Source organism: Martelella sp. NC20 (assembly GCF_013459645.1).
Lineage (GTDB): Bacteria > Pseudomonadota > Alphaproteobacteria > Rhizobiales > Rhizobiaceae > Martelella.
In genome coordinates, this window is sequence record NZ_CP054861.1 from 2980816 (window position 1) to 2997655 (window position 16840).

Genomic DNA, 16840 nt, shown 5'->3' on the forward strand with positions numbered 1-16840 from the left:
TATGGCCCAGAAACTGAACAGGCTGCGCGAAACCGCGTCCCAGACAGCCGGTCCCTATGTTCATATCGGCCTGATGCCGACCCATGCGGGCAATGGCGGCTATTATGACGAGGAGTTCGGCACAAGCGCGTTCGAGGATGGCGCTTCGGGCGAGATCATCGAGATTGCCGGCTCGGTCTATGACGGCGTCGGCTATGCGCTGCGCGATGCGCTGCTCGAAAGCTGGCAGGCGGATTCCAGCGGCAGGTTCGCCGGCGAGGACGGGGCGGACCCGAAGGTTTCCGGCTTCTGCCGGTTTGCCGCCGATGCCGAGAGCGGCGAATTCATGCTGCGCACGGTAAAGCCCGGCGCCGTCCGCCATCGCTCCGGGGCGTTCCAGGCCCCGCATATCGCGCTCTGGATCGTCGCGCGCGGCATCAATATCGGGCTGCAGACACGGATCTATTTTGACGACGAGGACAATACCGCAGACCCGATCCTCGCCCGTATCGAATATCGCCCGCGGGTGGAGACGCTGATTGCGAAGAAGACCGGCGCGGGGAAATACCGCTTCGATATCCGGCTTCAGGGCGAGGGCGAGACGGTGTTTCTGGATATGTAAGCGCCGGTCGGTCCCTGGTATAAGGTGAAATCATGACGGCAAGTGTTTTCGATGATCCGTGGCTTTGCGGCCTGTTCGGCGATGGCGAGATCGCCGCGATCTGGTCGCATGAACGGCGGCGTTCGCACATGCTGGCCTTCGAAGCCGCGTGGGCGAGGGCGCTTGGCGCCTGCGGACTTGCCGATGCCGGGACCGCCGAAAGGGCGGCCGCGGCCATTCTTGCGGCGCATGTCGATGACGGGGATATCCGCGCCGGCACGGCCGTGGACGGCGTGCCGGTGCTGGCTCTGGTGCGGGCGCTGAAGGCTGTGGCGGGGGAAACTGCGGTCCACACCGGTTCGACCTCGCAGGACGTGATCGACACCGCACTGGCGCTGACGCTGAAGGAAACCTCCGCACTGATCGCGGCGAGGATTTCTACTCTTTCGGACGCGCTTGCCGGGCTGGAGAGCCGCTTTGGCGGCAATCGCCTGATGGGGCGCACCCGGATGCAGGTCGCAACGGAAATCACGGCGGCCGACAGGATTGCCGCATGGCGCGAACCGCTCGCCGATCATGCGGAGCGCCTTGCCGCGTTGCGCCCGAGGGTCGAGCGCGTGCAGGTCGGCGGAGCTGCCGGCGATCGCAAGGCGCTCGGCGACAAGGCGCAGGCTGTGACGGATCATGTGGCGCTAAGCCTCGGGCTTCATCCGACCGCGCGCTCCTGGCAGGCGCGCCGCGACGGGATTGCGGAATATGCCGGTTTTCTCTCGCTCGTTTCCGGTACGCTCGGCAAGATCGGTCAGGATATCGCGCTGATGGCGCAGCAGGGCATCGGCGAGATCGCGCTTTCCGGCGGTGGCGGCTCCTCGGCCATGCCGCACAAGCAGAACCCGGTGCTGGCGGAACTTCTGGTGACGCTTGCCCGCTTCAATGCCGTGCAGGTTTCCGGCATGCATCAGGCGATGGTCCACGAGCAGGAGCGCTCCGGCGCTGCCTGGTCGCTCGAATGGATGATCCTGCCGCAAATGGCGGCAGCCACCGCCAGATCGCTTTCGGCGGGGCTGGCGGTGACGGCTGGCGTGGAGCGGATGGGAACGGTTTAAAGACCTTCAGGCATTCGCTCCCGTGAGCCCGATACCCCGGCAGGTGACCCGCCGGGGTCGTCTTGTTACTGATTGGCCTTGATCTCGAGGTTGAGAAGCTGGGGAATGGCCTTCGGCGCGGCGACCCCTGCCATCACGACCGCCAGAACGGGCATCTGCATCTGCGGCTTGATGCTGACCGTGAAACTTTGCGGATCGGCGAAATAGCTGTCGACGGCCGACGAGATGGCTGAGGCGAGATCGGGCATTTCGAGCCCAGCAAGGCCTGCGGTCATCTGCCCCTTCCATTCGGTGATCAGCGCATCGGTCGAGATGTTCTTTTCCTCGGCGAGCGCGTCAACCACCCGATTGGTGATGCCGTCGTCGTTGAAACGGATCGACAGGCCGTTGACGCCGATGGCCTGGCCAAGCTTCATCAGTTCTTCCTGATAGGGACTGACCTCGGAGGCTGTATCATCCGCTGCCTCGCTCTCGTCCTCGTCGCCCATCTCCTCGGCCTGGGCGATCTCGGAGATTTTCTGGAGGGTTTCCATCGTCTCGAGCGTGAGGCCGGTCAGTTCCATGCTGAAATCGAGCGTGCCGACATTCTCGGTGGCGATGCTGTAGCTTGCGACGTCGAAATCGCCGGTTTCCAGATCCCAGTTGCCGTTGATCGTGACCGTGGAATTGGTCTGCAGCAGATCCAGCTTATCGAGCATGGCGCGGGTCGTCGGCTCCATCTCGTCAGTGCTGGCGAGATCGAGCGTAATGCCGGTGAGGTTTACCAGATAGTCGGCCTTGGTGCGCGCCGCGTTGAAATGCTGGGTGGCCTTTGTAAGCGCGACGGTCAGGACGGTCGCGCCTTCCACGGCGACGGTGATGTCCTCGATCTCGCTGCTTTCGCCATAGCCCCAGCCGGACATCATCTTGAAATCGGGTTCGGCGGGCACATGAACATTGGTCTCGGTCATCCGGCCGATGCCGATCTCGGCTTCGTCGGCGGTGAAGTCGACGTCGGATACGGTGGACTTGCCGATCATATAGCTGCCATCGGCGTTTTCCGTGACATTTTCGAAGTTGAGCGTGATCGGTTCCTTCTGCTCAAGCGGGCCGAACGCTTCCGGTTGCGCTGACGAGGGGCTGAAGACCACGCCCGATACCGTGACGTCTCCGTCCGGACCTTCCTCGACGCTGTCATAGGTGAAGGTGATGTTTGACTGCTTCTCGGCGACGGCCTTCAGCTTGGCCATCAGATCGTCGGTGTCGAGGGCGAATGCGGGAGCGCCCGATGCTGCCAGAAAACTGCCGGCGAGGAAAACCTGGGTGAGACGTGCGGTGCGCATGGGGTGCTCCCTGAAAAAGTTGGCGTTGTTCGATCGTTTATTGGCCATATAAGGCCGAATTGCAATTTTGCTATGAACGTCCTTCGCATACGGTCCGATTTCCCTTGTTTTCAGGGGATTGCGGGCCTCCTGCCTTGCGGGCGAGGGTTGCATCCTCTAACAGAAACCCATGGGAAAAGAAATTACGCCACCAGATAACGGCGATGACCATGTTGACGCCGTAGACCTGCGCAAAGCGCTGGAGGAACGCTACCTCGCCTATGCGCTTTCGACGATCATGCACCGCGCGCTGCCGGATGTGCGCGACGGTCTGAAGCCCGTGCATCGCCGCATCATCCACGGCATGAGCGAGATCGGCGTGCGTCCGGGCGCCGCCTACAAGAAATGCGCCCGCATCGTCGGCGACGTCATGGGTAAGTTCCACCCCCATGGCGACGCCTCGATCTACGACGCGCTGGTGCGCCTGTCGCAGGATTTCGCCCAGCGCTATCCAATGGTCGACGGCCAGGGCAATTTCGGTAATATCGACGGCGACAGCGCCGCCGCCATGCGCTACACCGAGGCGCGCATGACCGCTGTGGCGGCGCTGATGCTGGACGGCATCGGCGAGGATGCCGTCGACTTCCGCCCGACCTATAACGAGGAGGACGAGGAGCCGGTGGTGATGCCCGGCGCCTTTCCGAACCTGCTCGCCAACGGTTCCACCGGCATTGCCGTCGGCATGGCGACCTCGATCCCGCCCCACAACGCCCACGAATTGTGCGAGGCGGCGATCTATCTGATCAAGCATCCCGACGCGACCGTCGAGGACATCATGACGCTGCCGGGCGCCGAAGGCCCGAAGGCCAACATGATCCAGGGCCCGGATTTTCCGACCGGCGGCATCATCGTCGAGGATTTCGCCTCGATGGTCGAGACCTACAAGACCGGCCGCGGCGGCTTCCGGCTGCGCTCGCGCTGGGAAAAGGAGGATCTCGGCCGCGGCAATTACCAGATCGTCATCACCGAAATTCCCTATGGCGTGCAGAAATCGCGGCTGATCGAGAAGATCGCCGAACTGCTGATCGCCCGCCGGCTGCCGCTGCTCGAGGATATCCAGGATGAATCGGCGGAGGATATCCGCGTCGTGCTGGTGCCGAAATCGCGCGCGGTCGACCCGGAACTCATGATGGAATCGCTGTTCAAGCTCACTGATCTCGAGCAGCGCTTCTCGATGAATATGAACGTGCTGTCGCAGGGCAAGGTGCCCAAGGTGATGGGCCTCGTCGACGTGCTGAAGGAATGGCTCGGCCACCGCCGTGAAGTGCTGCAGCGCCGCTCCCGCCACCGCCTTGCCGCGATCGACCGGCGTCTCGAAATCCTCGGCGGCCTGCTGGTCGCCTATCTGAACCTTGACGAGGTGATCAGGATCATCCGCGAGGAGGACGAGCCGAAGGCGGTGATGATCGCCCGCTTCGGGATCACCGATGTGCAGGCGGAAGCGATCCTCAACATGCGGCTGCGCGCCTTGCGCAAGCTCGAGGAAATCGAGATCCGCAAGGAATTCGACGCGCTGACGGCGGAAAAGGCGGAGATCGAGTCGCTTCTGGCGTCAGAGGAACAGCAGTGGAAGACGGTCGCCTGGGAGATCGGCGAGGTCAAGAAGACCTTCGCCAAGGCGACCGAGCTTGGCCGCCGCCGCTCCACCTTCGACATCGCGCCGGACACCGATGTCGAGGCGATCCAGCAGGCGATGATCGAGAAGGAACCGGTGACGATCGTGGTTTCCGACAAGGGCTGGATCCGGGCGCTGAAGGGCCATGTCGATACCTCCGGCGTCGCCTTCAAGGAGGGCGACAGCCTGAAGTTCGCCTTCCCGGCGCAGACCACCGACAAGCTTCTGATCGTCACCACCGGCGGGCGCGCCTTCACGCTCGGCGCCGACAAGCTGCCGGGCGGGCGCGGCCATGGCGAGCCGCTGCGCATCATGGTCGATCTCGATGCCGATCAGGACGTCGTCACCGCCTTCGTGCATGAGCCCGGCCGCAGGCAGCTGATCGCCTCGACCGCCGGCAACGGCTTCATCATCGAGGAAGACCAGATGGTCGCCAACACCCGCAAGGGCAAGCAGGTGATGAATGTCACGGCCAAGGACGAGGTCAAGCTGCTGACGCCGGCGACAGGCGATCACGTCGCCGTCATCGGCGAAAACCGCAAGCTGATCGTGTTTCCGATGGCGCAGGTCGCCGAAATGGCGCGCGGCAAGGGCGTGCGCCTGCAACGCTACAAGGATGGCGGTCTTTCCGACGCCCGCTGTTTCGCGCTCGCGGACGGTCTCACCTGGACCGACAGCGCCGGCCGCACCCATATGCGCGGCAAGGACGAACTGCTCGAATGGCTCGGCGACCGCGCCATGGCCGGCCGGATCGCGCCGAAGGGCTTCCCGAGGAACGGCACGTTTCGGGGGTAGGCGTTTCAGCGGAGCGCTGCGGCGAAAGGCGCGTTACAGGGCGGCCGCCGTGTCACGCCACGGCCATTTCACGCGGGCTGAGACGCCGGCTTCCAATCGCCGCTCACCACCGGGCCGAGATGCTGGCTCTGCCTGACCTCCCGGGTTCAAACCCTCGCCGTCAGCAGCTTCACCCCCGCAAACACGAAGAAACCGCCGAGCGCGGCTTCCACCACGCGGCGGAAGCGCGTGAGGCCGGCGCGCACCATGCTGCTGGACAGAAGCAGGGCATAGGCGCCGTGGCCGGTGAACGACATCAGGAACGAGCCCGCGACGAACAGCACGATAATCGAGAAAGGTGCGTCGCCGACCCCGCCGACGCCCGCGATCGCCAGCCAGAACATGATGGCCTTGGGGTTGGAAACCTGCAGGAGATAGCCGCCGGCGACCTGCCGCCGGAATGAGCGCAGGCCGGGCGCCAAGGGTGAGAGCGGCGGCGGATTGAGCATCTTGCCGAAGGATTTGAAGGCGAGAAAGAACAGGTAGCCGGCGCCGACGAACCGGACGATCTCCATCGCATGGGCAAGCTGGGCGAAGATGATCGACAGCCCGAGCACGGTCGCGATCGAGAGCGTCATGCTGCCGCAGGCAACCCCCAGCGCCGTCGCCACGGCCGCGCCGCGGCCCTGAGCCATCGCCACCCCCAGGATCAGCATCACGCTCGGCCCCGGCGAAACGACGCCGACCAGCAGGATGGACCAGGCAAGTATGAGTTGCGGCAGATATTCACTGAGCATGAGGCGATGCTTTCAGCTTGCTGTTTCGGTACTGGACAGAGGTCGGGTAGGGACCTGATGCCATCCTAGAGCATTTCCGGTGAAAACGGGATCACCAGAAATGCTCTATCTATTTGTTTTGACGCATTTTCGCGGACGACAGGTGATTCCACCTGACTGCGAAATGCTCAAGGTTCGAGTAGCTCATTTTACGAACAAATCAAGAACATGGCAAGATCATTTCGGCGTTGGGTCACCAGCCACGATTTAGCGCGAAGCTGCGTCGGCGTCCCGCTTTCTCAGTTCGTCGCGGATTTCGAGCAGCACCTGAAGCTCGCTCGGGCCGGGCGGCGGATTGGGCACGGCGGCCTGCTCCTCGGCAGCCTTCCTGTGGGCCTCGGCGGTGGCGCGCATACGGTTGATCGCCTTGACCAGCATGAACACCACGAAGGCGATGATCATGAAATTGATAACCGCGGAGATGAACGCGCCATAGGCGAAGATCGCGGCCCCTTCCTCGCGCGCCGCCGCAAGGCTCGCGCCCTCCGGCACGGCGCCGCTCAGGACCACATACATATCGGAGAAATCGATGCCGCCGACGATCAGGCCGATGAGCGGATCGATGAGATCGGAGACCACCGATCGGACGATCGCGGTGAACGCGGCCCCCACGATAATGCCCACCGCCATGTCGACGACGTTACCCCTTGCGATGAAATCACGAAATTCTTTCAGCATGCGCTCTGACCCCTTTTTGGCGATGCATGGCCGCATCGCATTGATAACTTTGAGCGAACTTAGCGCAAGCGCGCGTCCGCTTCCACTCGGGGGCAGGAAAAAATAGTGGAAGGCGCCGACGGGCTAAATCTCCAGGTCGTCCGCCGTGGCGCGTTCCCAGCCCTGTCCCGTCAGATGTTCCTGCGGCTGGAAGCGCTTCTTGTAATCCATCTTCCTGGAGCCCTTCACCCAATAGCCGAGATAGACATAGGGCAGGCCCAGCATCTGCGCGCGCTCGACATGGTCGACAATCATGAAGCTTCCGAGCGAGCGCTTCACATAGGCCGGGTTGAAGAACGAATAGACCATGGAAAGCCCGTCGACCATGAAATCGGAAAGCGCGACGGCCACCAGTTCGCCGTCATCCTCCAGCAGGCCGGTCGCCACGCGATATTCGATCAGGCGGGTCTCCACATGGGTTTCCTCCACCATCACCTTGTAATCGTCGAGGGTCATGTCGGCCATGCCGCCGCGCTGGTGGCGGCTGTCGAGATAGGTGCGGAACAGGTCGAACTGCTCGGTTGTGGCAAAGGCCGGCCGTTCGACGCCGACGAGATCGGCGTTTTTGGCCTGTATCCGGCGCAGCGAGCGGGTGGGGGTATATTCCCCGGCGACGATGCGTACCGAAACGCAGGCGCGACAATGTTCGCAGGCCGGCCGATAGGCGATGTTCTGCGAGCGCCGGAACCCGCCCTGGGTCAACAGGTCGTTCATCTCGCCTGCGCGCGGGCCGACGAGATGGGTAAATACCTTGCGCTCGCGCTCCGCCTCAAGATAAGGGCATTGCGCCGGCGCGGTCAGATAGAACTGCGGTGACTGAGTGGTTTGCGTATTCATGCCCGGCGCACCATGCAACGAAACTCATCACAGCATGGCGCAATTCGCGGGAACGTCAACCTTCGTGGTTTCGAGGAGATATATTTCCCGCAGGTCAGTAGCGTGCTTCCTCGCGCACCACGACGGCGCCGATCAGGAAATCGTGGAGCAGGCGCTTGCGGTCGGTGAACAGGCCGACCAGCAGGATCAGCGGCGTCAGCAGCGAGTTGAACAGCCAGAACAGCGCCAGGTGAACCAGCGCGGTCAGGAAATCGATCCTGAGCCCGTCGGTGCGCAGCATTCTGAGGCCCATCGCCCGCATGCCGGGCGAGGCCTGGGCCGAACCGCCGAGGCTGAAGCCGAAATAAAGCGCGGCCACGATGAAATACAGAACCGGATAGAGGAAAAAGGCGAGACCGAGCGTGGCGATGCCGACGAAGAACAGCAGCACGGCGGCCGGCACCCAGAGGATGGCAATGATGATGTAATCGAAGAGGAACGCCAGAACGCGCCGCGACAGCACGCCGGAATAGGCATGGCTGGCGGGCGGGGCCGAATAGGTCATGTTGCGTTCAAGGCTCATCGCTGTCTCCGTCGTCGATGGTGGTTTCAGACCCGATGTGGGTATCGGCCGGTGGAATGCAATAATCCGGCCCCTCAAGGCTACGATTTTGCCAGTTTTTCCGCGACCTCGATCGCGAAATAGGTCAAAATTCCGTCGCATCCGGCGCGCTTGAACGACAGCAGCGTTTCCATCATCACCCGGTCGCCGTCGATTACGCCGCGCTCGGCGGCCATCCTGATCATCGCATATTCGCCGGAGACCTGATAGGCGAACACCGGCAGGCCGAAGGCCTCCTTGAGGCGCCAGCAGATGTCGAGATAGGGAAGGCCGGGCTTCACCATCAGCATGTCGGCGCCTTCCTCCACGTCGAGCGCGGCATCGCGCAGCGCCTCGGTGGCGTTGGCGGTGTCTATGTAATAGCTCGCCTTGTCGCCTTTCAGCAGGCCCTTGGTCGAGATCGCCTCACGGTAGGGGCCGTAAAACCCCGACGAGAATTTGGTCGCATAGGACATGATCGCGACATTCTGGAAACCCGCCATGTCGAGCCGCTCCCGGATCGCGCCGATGCGGCCGTCCATCATTTCGGAGGGTGCGATGATGTCGGCGCCGGCTTCGGCCTGGGCGACGGCCGCCTCGCAGATATGGTCGACGGTCGCGTCGTTGACGATCTCGTCGCCGGTCAGGATGCCGTCATGGCCGTGGCTGGTGAACGGGTCGAGGGCGACATCGGTGATCACGCCGAGCGAAGGGGCCGCCTTCTTCAGCGCCCGCGTGGCGCGGTTGATGAGATTGTCGGGGTTGAGGATTTCCGACCCGGTCACGTCGCGCTTTTCAAGTTCGATATTGGGGAAGGTCGCGATTGCCGGAATGCCGAGATCGGCGGCCTTTTTCGCCGCCTCCGCCAGCCGGTCGACGCTCATGCGAAAAACCCCCGGCATGGCCGGGATCGGCTCCTCGATATTGTCGCCGGGAATGACGAACACCGGCCAGATCAGATCGTCGACCGTCAGGCTGTTTTCGCGCACCAGCCGACGCGTCCAGTCGGCCTTGCGGATGCGGCGCATGCGGCGGTGACCGGTGATCCTGTCCACGAGATGGGTCTTGTCGTTCGGCTCGCTCATCGTCTTCTCCGCCGATGCTTGGTTTCGGTGCTTCGTTTCGGTCTGGCTTGTAGCATGTCGGGCTTATCAGACAAACACGCCATTTTGTTGTTTCGACGCGTTTCGGCAGGGTTTGTAAGTTCATTTTTTGGGGGTATAAGGCCGCGATGAATTCCGAGCAGAAACGCCCTCCACAACCCAGTTTTTCGCAGATGGCCTTCACGGTCTTCAAGCGATGCGTGGCCGCGTTTCTGTTGGTGATCGCGCTTTACAACTGGGCGGAGCTGATCGGCCTTGCCGGCGATGGCACGGGGCGGTTCGATCTCGTCAGTTCCAATCAGCGCATCGTCGAGGTCGTTCTGGCGGTTGCCTATCCCGCGGCCGCGGCCGGGCTCTGGTTCGGTGTGGGCTGGGGGCTGGTGTTGTGGGCGATCGGGGCGGCCGTCGAAATGTCTCTCGCCGGGGCCGCCGCCGCGCTCGTCAGTCTTCACATTTTGTTGTTTGGCCTCTACGGCGCTTTCTGGATTTACCTTGCTTTCATTCGTCGGCGCTAGAATAGCCGCTCTATGGTGCCGGGTTCGGTTTGAAACCCGACAATAATTGGCCATATTGATGTGCGAGGCCGCATCCATGCAGGCGTCCTCGACGCCCCAGGGACAGAAGAGATTTGGATTCTATGACAAAAGACCTGAACAAGATCGGCAGGACCGTTTCGCGGCGCGGTTTCATCGCCGCCGCTGCCGGTGTCGTGGTGCTGCCGAAGCTGGCCGCCGCGCAGTCGGCGGTCGAAGCTTTGATCAATACGCCCGGCCGCGGCAAATGGGATGAGCAATTCGACGCCGTTACCTCGAGCGCGCAGGCATCCGTCAGTTCCAACCAGCCGATTCTCAGTCCCAACGCGCCGATGAACATCATGCAGGCGATGGCGGAATATCAGCGCATCAATGGCAATGGCGGCTGGCCGGAAGTCCATCCCAACGTGCCGCTGCAGTTCGGCGTCTACGATCCGTCGGTGCGCCAGTTGCGTCAGCGCCTGATCGTCTCCGGCGACCTGCCGCAGGAAGCGGGGGTCTCCGATTCCTACGATTCCTACGTTCAGGGCGCGGTGAAACGCTTCCAGGCCCGTCACGGCCTCGCCCAGACCGGCTATATCGACGAGTACACGCTGAAGGCGCTCAATGTCAGCGCCGCCGTGCGCCTTGCCCAGCTTGAAACCAATCTGGCGCGCGTCGAGGATCTCGGCTCCGATCTCGGCCAGCGTTATGTGCTGGTCAACATTCCGGCGGCTTATGCGGAAGCGGTGGAAAACGACGTCGTGGCGCTGCGCAATGTCGCCATTGTCGGACGTCCGTCGCGGCCGACGCCGCTTTTGAACTCGAAGATCTTCGAAATCATCTTCAATCCGCCCTGGACCGTGCCGCGCTCGATCATCCAGAAGGATATCATGCCGCTGATGCGCGAGGACCCGAACTATCTGGTCGACAACAAGATCCGGCTCTACGACAACAAGGGGCAGGAAGTCGATCCGCTGACGGTGGACTGGAATGCCGAGACCGCGCCGAACCTGACCTTCCGCCAGGATCCGGGTCCCAACAGCGCCATGGCCTCGACCAAGATCAATTTCCACAACAAGCACGCCGTCTACATGCACGACACGCCCAGCCAGTCGCTGTTCAACGACATGCTGCGTTTCGAATCATCGGGCTGCGTGCGCATCGAAAACGTGCGCGACCTCGATGTCTGGCTGCTGAAGAACACGCCCGGCTGGAACCGCCAGAAGATCGAGGAGACGATCCATGCCGGCATCTCCACGCCGGTGGACCTCGCCGATCCTGTGCCGAACCATTTCGTCTACATCACCGCATGGTCGACGAAGGACGGGATCGTGCAGTTCCGCGACGACATCTACAATCTCGACGGCGCGCCGGAGCTGGCGCTGCAGACCACCACCGGTATCGAATAGATCGTTCTTCTTTCGTATTCCGTTCTGAAAATGCCGCCGCTGAGCCATGCTTGGCGGCGGCATTCGTCTATTGCACGTTTTGAAGGCCGGCGTTAGAACGCAATCGCCTTTACGGAATGCTTCCGCCTGAAACCCTGAGGAGCCCGCGATGACCAGTCAGACCGCGTTTACCGAGAACTTCTTCAACCGTTCGCTTGCCGACACCGATCCCGCCATCTTCGATGCGATCGGCAAGGAACTCGGTCGTCAGCGCCACGAGATCGAGCTGATCGCGTCCGAAAACATCGTCTCGCGCGCCGTGCTCGAGGCCCAGGGCTCGATCATGACCAACAAATATGCCGAGGGTTATCCGGGCAAGCGCTATTACGGCGGCTGCCAGTTTGTCGACATCGCCGAGGAACTGGCGATCGAGCGCGCCAAGAAGCTGTTCGGCGTCGAATATGTCAACGTCCAGCCGAACTCCGGCTCGCAGATGAACCAGGCCGTGTTCCTGGCGCTGTTGCAGCCGGGCGATACATTCATGGGCCTCGATCTCAATTCGGGCGGTCACCTGACCCATGGTTCGCCGGTCAACATGTCGGGCAAATGGTTCAACGTCGTCTCCTACGGCGTCAGCAAGGACGATAACCTCATCGATATGGATGAGGTCGCCCGGAAGGCCGAGGAGCAGCGGCCGAAGCTGATCATTGCGGGCGGCACCGCCTATTCGCGGATCTGGGACTGGAAGCGTTTCCGCGAGATCGCCGATTCGATCGGCGCCTATCTGATGGTCGACATGGCCCATATCGCGGGTCTGGTCGCCGGCGGCGTGCATCCGTCTCCGTGTCCGCATGCCCATGTGGTCACCACAACCACCCATAAATCGCTGCGCGGCCCGCGCGGCGGCGTGGTGATGACCAATGACGCCGACATTGCCAAGAAGATCAATTCCGCCGTCTTCCCCGGCCTTCAGGGCGGTCCGCTGATGCACATCATCGCCGCCAAGGCGGTCGCCTTCGGCGAGGCATTGCAGCCCGATTTCAGGCAGTATGCCGAGCAGGTGGTGAAGAACGCCCGTGCGCTGGCCGGCGCGCTGATGGAAGGCGGCCTCGACGTCGTCTCGGGCGGCACCGACAACCACTCGATGCTGGTCGATCTGCGCAAGAAGAACGCCACCGGCAAGCGCGCCGAGGCGGCGCTCGGCCGCGCCTACATCACCTGCAACAAGAACGGCATCCCCTTCGATCCGGAAAAACCGTTCGTGACCTCCGGCGTCCGTCTCGGCACGCCCGCCGGCACCACGCGCGGCTTTACCGAGAAGGAATTCTCCGAGATCGGTTCGCTGATCGTGGAAGTGCTCGACGGGCTGAAGGAAGCCAACTCCGACGAGGGCAATGCAGCCGTTGAAGCGGCGGTGCGCGACAAGGTGGTCAACCTCACCGAGCGCTTCCCGATGTATGGCTATATGGGCTGATGCGCTGCCCGTTCTGCAATTCGCCTGATACCCAGGTCAAGGATTCGCGCCCGGCGGAGGACAATACGTCGATCCGCCGCCGGCGCGTCTGTCCGGATTGCGGCGGGCGCTTCACCACGTTCGAGCGCGTGCAGTTGCGCGAGCTCGTCGTAATCAAGAAGAACGGCCGCAAGGTGCCGTTCGACCGCGACAAGCTGGTGCGTTCCTTCGATATCGCGCTCCGCAAGCGCCCGGTCGAGCGCGAGAGGATCGAGCGCGCCGTCTCCGGCATCGTGCGCCGCATGGAAAGCTCGGGCGAGCCGGAGGTGCAGTCGGAGGAAATCGGCCTTCTGGTTCTGGAAGCGCTGAAAAACCTCGACGATGTCGCCTTCGTGCGGTTTGCCTCGGTCTATCGCGATTTCTCCACGACGGAGGATTTCGAGGAGATCATCGCCGAATTCTCGGCCAAGCTTGCGCGCGAAACCGGCGTCGAGCACGACTGAAATCAACCAAAACACTTGCAAGCAGCGCGCGCGCATGTTTAAGCGGCGCAAGAGAAGTCCGCATCGCGGCCGCATCCTTGTCGGAATGCGAGGAGTATCATGACCACGGAAAAGACCGCCAATCAGCGGGGTGCTGCACGCCTCGCCGCCGTTCAGGCCCTCTATCAGATGGATATCGGCGGAACCGCGCTCGCCGATGTGCTGGCCGAATACGAGGTCTACCGCCTCGGCAAGGAGGTCGACGGCGACACCTATCTGAAGGCCGATCCGGGCTGGTTCCGCTCGATCGTCACCGGCGTCGTCAAGGACCAGAAGAAACTCGACCCGATGATCGCCGGCGCGATCTCGGAAGGCTGGACGCTGTCGCGGCTCGATTCGACGCTTCTCGCCATTTTGCGCGCCGGCGTATTCGAAATCACGTCGAAGCCCGATGTGCCGACCGCCGTCATCGTCACCGAATATGTCGAAATCGCCACCGCCTTCTTCGAGGGCGACGAGGGCAAGCTGGTGAACGCGGTGCTGGACCGCATCGCGCGGCGCGAACGCGGCGAGCGCAAGGCTAACTGATTCTGAACGCCTATTCCCCGAGCGCGATGCCTTCGCGCCGGCCCCGCCGGGGATAATAGCGCGCGTCCAGCAAAAGCGGACAACGGCTTTGCGTCGGGACACGTGTAATCCAGATACAGTGTATCGTGGGGTCGAGATTGCGTCGGGGCCGTCGGCAAAATCCGGTCCGCATCGACGCCGGTTGATTGCCTTTTCCGTCACAAGCTTCAGCGCCCGACAACAGCCCGTTTTACCGCTGCATCGATCAGTTCTATCCCGCGCGGAATATCGGCGGAATCGATCGAGCCGTAGCCGAGCCGGAACAGCGGGCAGGGCTCTGGCGGGTTTTCGAAGAATACCGCGCCCGGCTCGATCAACACGCCGTCGGCCTTCAGATCCTCGGCGAGTTGAGCGCTGTCGAGCCCGTCGGGCCCCCTCAGCCACACGCTGGCGCCGCCGGCGACCGCCGCGCTTTCGAGCGTGAGGCAGCTCTTCGCCAGCGCCTGTTCCAGCACCGCGCGCCGCTTCACCATCGCTCCGCGGAGCCGGACGATATGGGCGTCATAATGGCCTAGCGCCAGAAAATAGGCGGTGATGCGCTGCAGGTGGCCGGGCGGGTGGCGCAGCAGCATTGTCCGCAATGCCCGCGCCTTGGCGATGAACGGGGCGGGCGCCACCAGATAGCCGATCCTGAGGCCCGGAAACAGCGACTTCGAGAAACTGCCGATATAGAGGACGCGTCCCTGGGTATCGAGCGATTTCAGCGCCGGCGCCGACGGGCCGAGATAGGACATCTCGAAATCGTAGTCGTCCTCCACGATCACGAAATCCCGGGCCGCCGCGCGGTTCAGCAGATCCTGACGGCGGCCAAGCGGCATGGTCGAGCCGGTGGGGATATGGTGGCTCGGGGTGATCATCACCAACCTTGTGTCTTCCGGCAGCGTTTCCGGATTGAGCCCCAGCCCATCGACCGGCAGGAAGGTGGTCGGGCTTTGCGACCGGCGCAGCGTCTCGGCGATATCGGGGTAGCCCGGCTCCTCGGTGACGGCCGGCCGGTCGGCGCGGCACAGGAGTTCGACCGCGATATAAAGCGCATTCTGCGCGCCGAGCGTGACCAGCACCTCATCCGGCCGGGCATGGATGCCGCGCCGGGGCAATGTGTTGGAACAGATGTAGTCGATCAGCAACGGATCGTCGCTGCCGTAGCGATCGGTCGAAAGTTCGGCGAAATCGCGGCTGCCGAGCGCGCGGCGGGCGCAGTCGCGCCAGGCGTGGTGATCGAAAAGGCGCGGATCGGGCTGGCCATAGATGAACGGATAGCGATAGCTGCGCCAGTCCGCCGGCTTGCGGATGACGCGCCGCGGCGGCGGATGACCGGAAAGCCAGTGGCCCCAGTCGAGCGGCTTGTCGCCGGCGGTCATGCCGGCGACCTTCAGCTTGCGGTGAGGGGCGGTGGCGGCGACCGCCACGCCCGAGCGCGGCCGGGTTTCGAGATAACCCTGGCCGACAAGCTCCTGATAGACCAGCGTCACCGTCATGCGCGACAGGCCGAGCGTTTCGGCAAGCTTCCGGCTGGAAGGCAGGCGGGTGCCGGGTCGCGCGCTGCTTTCCAGGATCGCGCGCACCAATGCCGCGGCGAGCCGTCCCTGCAGGGTCGGCGCGTCGGTGGCGCGCAGGAAAATGCTTTCGGCGGCGATGGTGTTTTTCATCTGGACCTAACGAAGCTGCGATCTGGACATATCGCGGAACGGCGCTTGCTGCAATCTTGCCGAATGTCAAACGACCGCGAACCAAACGCAGCGGCGTATTTATCCAAAGTAGGGGACTGACAAATGACCATTCTCACCCGTTTTGTGACCGGCGCCGTGGCCGCTCTCGCTCTCAGCCTGCCGGCCGCCGCCACCGAATACCGCATCGCCGTCGGCGATGGCGCGGGCGGCACCCAGGAAGCGCTCGGCAAGGCGTTCGTTGCAGCGCTGGAAGAGCAGTCCGGCGGCGAAATGACCGGCAAGCTGTTCCTCAACGGCCAGCTCGGCGATGAGCAGGACACCGTGACGGCGGCTGCCACCGGCACGCTCGACTTCTCGATCCTCGCGATCAACAACATCACCCCGTTCTCGCCCTCCGTCGGCACGCTGACGCTGCCTTACGTGATCCTCAGCCAGGACGACGCCGAAAAGCTGACCCAGGGCGAGATCGGCCAGCAGATGATCGAACAGACCATCGAGGATGCCGGCGTACGGATCATCGGCTGGGCCTATTCCGGCTTCCGGGTTCTGACCAATTCCAAGAAGCCCGTCTCGACCGTGGACGATCTGCAGGGCCTGGTGATCCGCGTTCCGAAGAACGAGATCATGATCGAGACCTACAAGAGCTGGGGCGTCAACCCGACGCCGATGGCATGGGGCGAAACCTTTGCAGCCCTTCAGCAGAAGGTCGTCGACGGTCAGGACAATCCCTACATGACCGTCTATGCGATGAAGTTCGACGAGGTGCAGAAATATATCACCAACCTGCACTACATCTTCTCGATCGAGCCGCTGATCGTCTCCGAGGCGCTGTTTGAAAGCCTCTCGGAAGAAGAGCAGCAGCAGGTGCTGGCAGCGGGCGAAGCCGCGACCCAGGCCTCGTCGGCATTCCTGAAGGCGGAAGAGTCCAAGATCCGCGAAGAACTCGTCAGCCGCGGCATGGAGATCATCGATCCCGCCGATGGCGAAAAGGCGTTCATCGATCTCGCCACCACGGCCGTCTGGCCGCAGTTCTACGAGCAGATCGGCGGCAAGGAAGTGCTGGACAACGTGCTGACCTCGCTTGGTCGCGAACCGGCGAAGTAACGGGGCAGGGGCGCGCTTTTGGTTTGCGACAATGCTCCCTCTCCGCGTCATGCTCGGGCTTGACCCGAGGGTCCAGGCAGCCTGTTCCGTGT

16 protein-coding genes are annotated in these 16840 nt (G+C 62.9%); 9 read left to right on the forward strand and 7 right to left on the reverse strand.

The window, feature by feature from the left end:
* The first annotated feature begins 1 nt into the window (after position 1).
* Positions 2-601, forward strand: a complete 600-nt coding sequence (gene pcaG / locus HQ843_RS14150; protein WP_180897720.1) for a protocatechuate 3,4-dioxygenase subunit alpha — start codon at positions 2-4, stop codon at positions 599-601.
* A 32-nt stretch (positions 602-633) separates the two neighbouring features.
* Positions 634-1686, forward strand: coding sequence for a 3-carboxy-cis,cis-muconate cycloisomerase (locus HQ843_RS14155; protein WP_180897719.1), 1053 nt, complete (start codon positions 634-636; stop codon positions 1684-1686).
* Between the two features lie 65 nt (positions 1687-1751).
* On the opposite strand, the gene HQ843_RS14160 is transcribed toward HQ843_RS14155, so the two are convergent.
* The gene (locus tag HQ843_RS14160; RefSeq protein WP_180897718.1) at positions 1752-3008 is read right to left on the reverse strand and encodes a hypothetical protein; all 1257 of its coding nucleotides are present in this window, start codon (positions 3006-3008) and stop codon (positions 1752-1754) included.
* A 169-nt stretch (positions 3009-3177) separates the two neighbouring features.
* Here HQ843_RS14160 and parC point away from each other — a divergent pair, with 169 nt between their 5' ends.
* Entirely contained in the window at positions 3178-5457 is a 2280-nt protein-coding gene (gene parC / locus HQ843_RS14165; protein WP_180897717.1) for a DNA topoisomerase IV subunit A, read from the forward strand.
* Between the two features lie 146 nt (positions 5458-5603).
* Here the strand turns inward: parC and HQ843_RS14170 are convergent, their stop codons facing one another.
* The 5 genes from HQ843_RS14170 to hemB form a co-directional block, all read right to left on the reverse strand.
* The gene (locus tag HQ843_RS14170; protein ID WP_180897716.1) at positions 5604-6233 is read right to left on the reverse strand and encodes a LysE family translocator; all 630 of its coding nucleotides are present in this window, start codon (positions 6231-6233) and stop codon (positions 5604-5606) included.
* A 246-nt stretch (positions 6234-6479) separates the two neighbouring features.
* Positions 6480-6950: a large conductance mechanosensitive channel protein MscL gene (gene mscL, locus HQ843_RS14175; RefSeq protein ID WP_180897715.1), complete on the reverse strand. Its 471-nt coding sequence runs from the start codon at positions 6948-6950 to the stop codon at positions 6480-6482.
* Between the two features lie 123 nt (positions 6951-7073).
* Complete coding sequence (locus HQ843_RS14180; protein WP_180897714.1) at positions 7074-7826, reverse strand: arginyltransferase; 753 nt, start codon at positions 7824-7826, stop codon at positions 7074-7076.
* A gap of 94 nt (positions 7827-7920) precedes the next feature.
* Positions 7921-8388, reverse strand: coding sequence for an RDD family protein (locus tag HQ843_RS14185; protein ID WP_180897713.1), 468 nt, complete (start codon positions 8386-8388; stop codon positions 7921-7923).
* Between the two features lie 80 nt (positions 8389-8468).
* The gene (hemB, locus tag HQ843_RS14190; RefSeq protein ID WP_180897712.1) at positions 8469-9491 is read right to left on the reverse strand and encodes a porphobilinogen synthase; all 1023 of its coding nucleotides are present in this window, start codon (positions 9489-9491) and stop codon (positions 8469-8471) included.
* Positions 9492-9637: 146 nt separating this feature from the next.
* Between hemB and HQ843_RS14195 the strand changes: the two genes are divergently transcribed.
* The 5 genes from HQ843_RS14195 (at position 9638) to nusB (ending at position 13935) form a co-directional block, all read left to right on the forward strand.
* Complete coding sequence (locus HQ843_RS14195) at positions 9638-10024, forward strand: DUF6163 family protein (RefSeq protein ID WP_180903228.1); 387 nt, start codon at positions 9638-9640, stop codon at positions 10022-10024.
* Between the two features lie 122 nt (positions 10025-10146).
* On the forward strand, positions 10147-11433 hold the full coding sequence (locus HQ843_RS14200; RefSeq protein WP_180897710.1) for a L,D-transpeptidase family protein: 1287 nt from the start codon (positions 10147-10149) through the stop codon (positions 11431-11433).
* 148 nt (positions 11434-11581) lie between these two features.
* Entirely contained in the window at positions 11582-12886 is a 1305-nt protein-coding gene (gene glyA / locus HQ843_RS14205) for a serine hydroxymethyltransferase (protein WP_180897709.1), read from the forward strand.
* A complete protein-coding gene (gene nrdR, locus HQ843_RS14210; protein WP_180897708.1) occupies positions 12886-13368 on the forward strand; it encodes a transcriptional regulator NrdR in 483 nt (160 codons plus the stop codon). The genes glyA and nrdR overlap by 1 nt, the downstream gene beginning before the upstream one ends.
* A 99-nt stretch (positions 13369-13467) precedes the next feature.
* Positions 13468-13935: a transcription antitermination factor NusB gene (nusB, locus tag HQ843_RS14215; protein ID WP_180897707.1), complete on the forward strand. Its 468-nt coding sequence runs from the start codon at positions 13468-13470 to the stop codon at positions 13933-13935.
* 206 nt (positions 13936-14141) lie between these two features.
* Here the strand turns inward: nusB and pdxR are convergent, their stop codons facing one another.
* A complete protein-coding gene (gene pdxR, locus HQ843_RS14220) occupies positions 14142-15623 on the reverse strand; it encodes a MocR-like pyridoxine biosynthesis transcription factor PdxR (protein ID WP_180903230.1) in 1482 nt (493 codons plus the stop codon).
* A 123-nt stretch (positions 15624-15746) separates the two neighbouring features.
* Between pdxR and HQ843_RS14225 the strand changes: the two genes are divergently transcribed.
* Positions 15747-16748 carry a TRAP transporter substrate-binding protein gene (locus HQ843_RS14225; protein ID WP_180897706.1) on the forward strand — a complete coding sequence of 334 codons (1002 nt, stop codon included), beginning with the start codon at positions 15747-15749 and terminating at the stop codon, positions 16746-16748.
* Positions 16749-16840: the final 92 nt, after the last annotated feature.

Bases quoted from the DNA above. Each gene is read 5' to 3' on its own strand.
- pcaG (WP_180897720.1), top strand. From the start codon at position 2: ATGGCCCAGAAACTGAACAGGCTGCGCGAAACCGCGTCCCAGACAGCC.
- HQ843_RS14155 (WP_180897719.1), top strand. From the start codon at position 634: ATGACGGCAAGTGTTTTCGATGATCCGTGGCTTTGCGGCCTGTTCGGC.
- HQ843_RS14160 (WP_180897718.1), bottom strand. From the start codon at position 3,008: ATGCGCACCGCACGTCTCACCCAGGTTTTCCTCGCCGGCAGTTTTCTG.
- parC (WP_180897717.1), top strand. From the start codon at position 3,178: ATGGGAAAAGAAATTACGCCACCAGATAACGGCGATGACCATGTTGAC.
- HQ843_RS14170 (WP_180897716.1), bottom strand. From the start codon at position 6,233: ATGCTCAGTGAATATCTGCCGCAACTCATACTTGCCTGGTCCATCCTG.
- mscL (WP_180897715.1), bottom strand. From the start codon at position 6,950: ATGCTGAAAGAATTTCGTGATTTCATCGCAAGGGGTAACGTCGTCGAC.
- HQ843_RS14180 (WP_180897714.1), bottom strand. From the start codon at position 7,826: ATGAATACGCAAACCACTCAGTCACCGCAGTTCTATCTGACCGCGCCG.
- HQ843_RS14185 (WP_180897713.1), bottom strand. From the start codon at position 8,388: ATGAGCCTTGAACGCAACATGACCTATTCGGCCCCGCCCGCCAGCCAT.
- hemB (WP_180897712.1), bottom strand. From the start codon at position 9,491: ATGAGCGAGCCGAACGACAAGACCCATCTCGTGGACAGGATCACCGGT.
- HQ843_RS14195 (WP_180903228.1), top strand. From the start codon at position 9,638: ATGAATTCCGAGCAGAAACGCCCTCCACAACCCAGTTTTTCGCAGATG.
- HQ843_RS14200 (WP_180897710.1), top strand. From the start codon at position 10,147: ATGACAAAAGACCTGAACAAGATCGGCAGGACCGTTTCGCGGCGCGGT.
- glyA (WP_180897709.1), top strand. From the start codon at position 11,582: ATGACCAGTCAGACCGCGTTTACCGAGAACTTCTTCAACCGTTCGCTT.
- nrdR (WP_180897708.1), top strand. From the start codon at position 12,886: ATGCGCTGCCCGTTCTGCAATTCGCCTGATACCCAGGTCAAGGATTCG.
- nusB (WP_180897707.1), top strand. From the start codon at position 13,468: ATGACCACGGAAAAGACCGCCAATCAGCGGGGTGCTGCACGCCTCGCC.
- pdxR (WP_180903230.1), bottom strand. From the start codon at position 15,623: ATGAAAAACACCATCGCCGCCGAAAGCATTTTCCTGCGCGCCACCGAC.
- HQ843_RS14225 (WP_180897706.1), top strand. From the start codon at position 15,747: ATGACCATTCTCACCCGTTTTGTGACCGGCGCCGTGGCCGCTCTCGCT.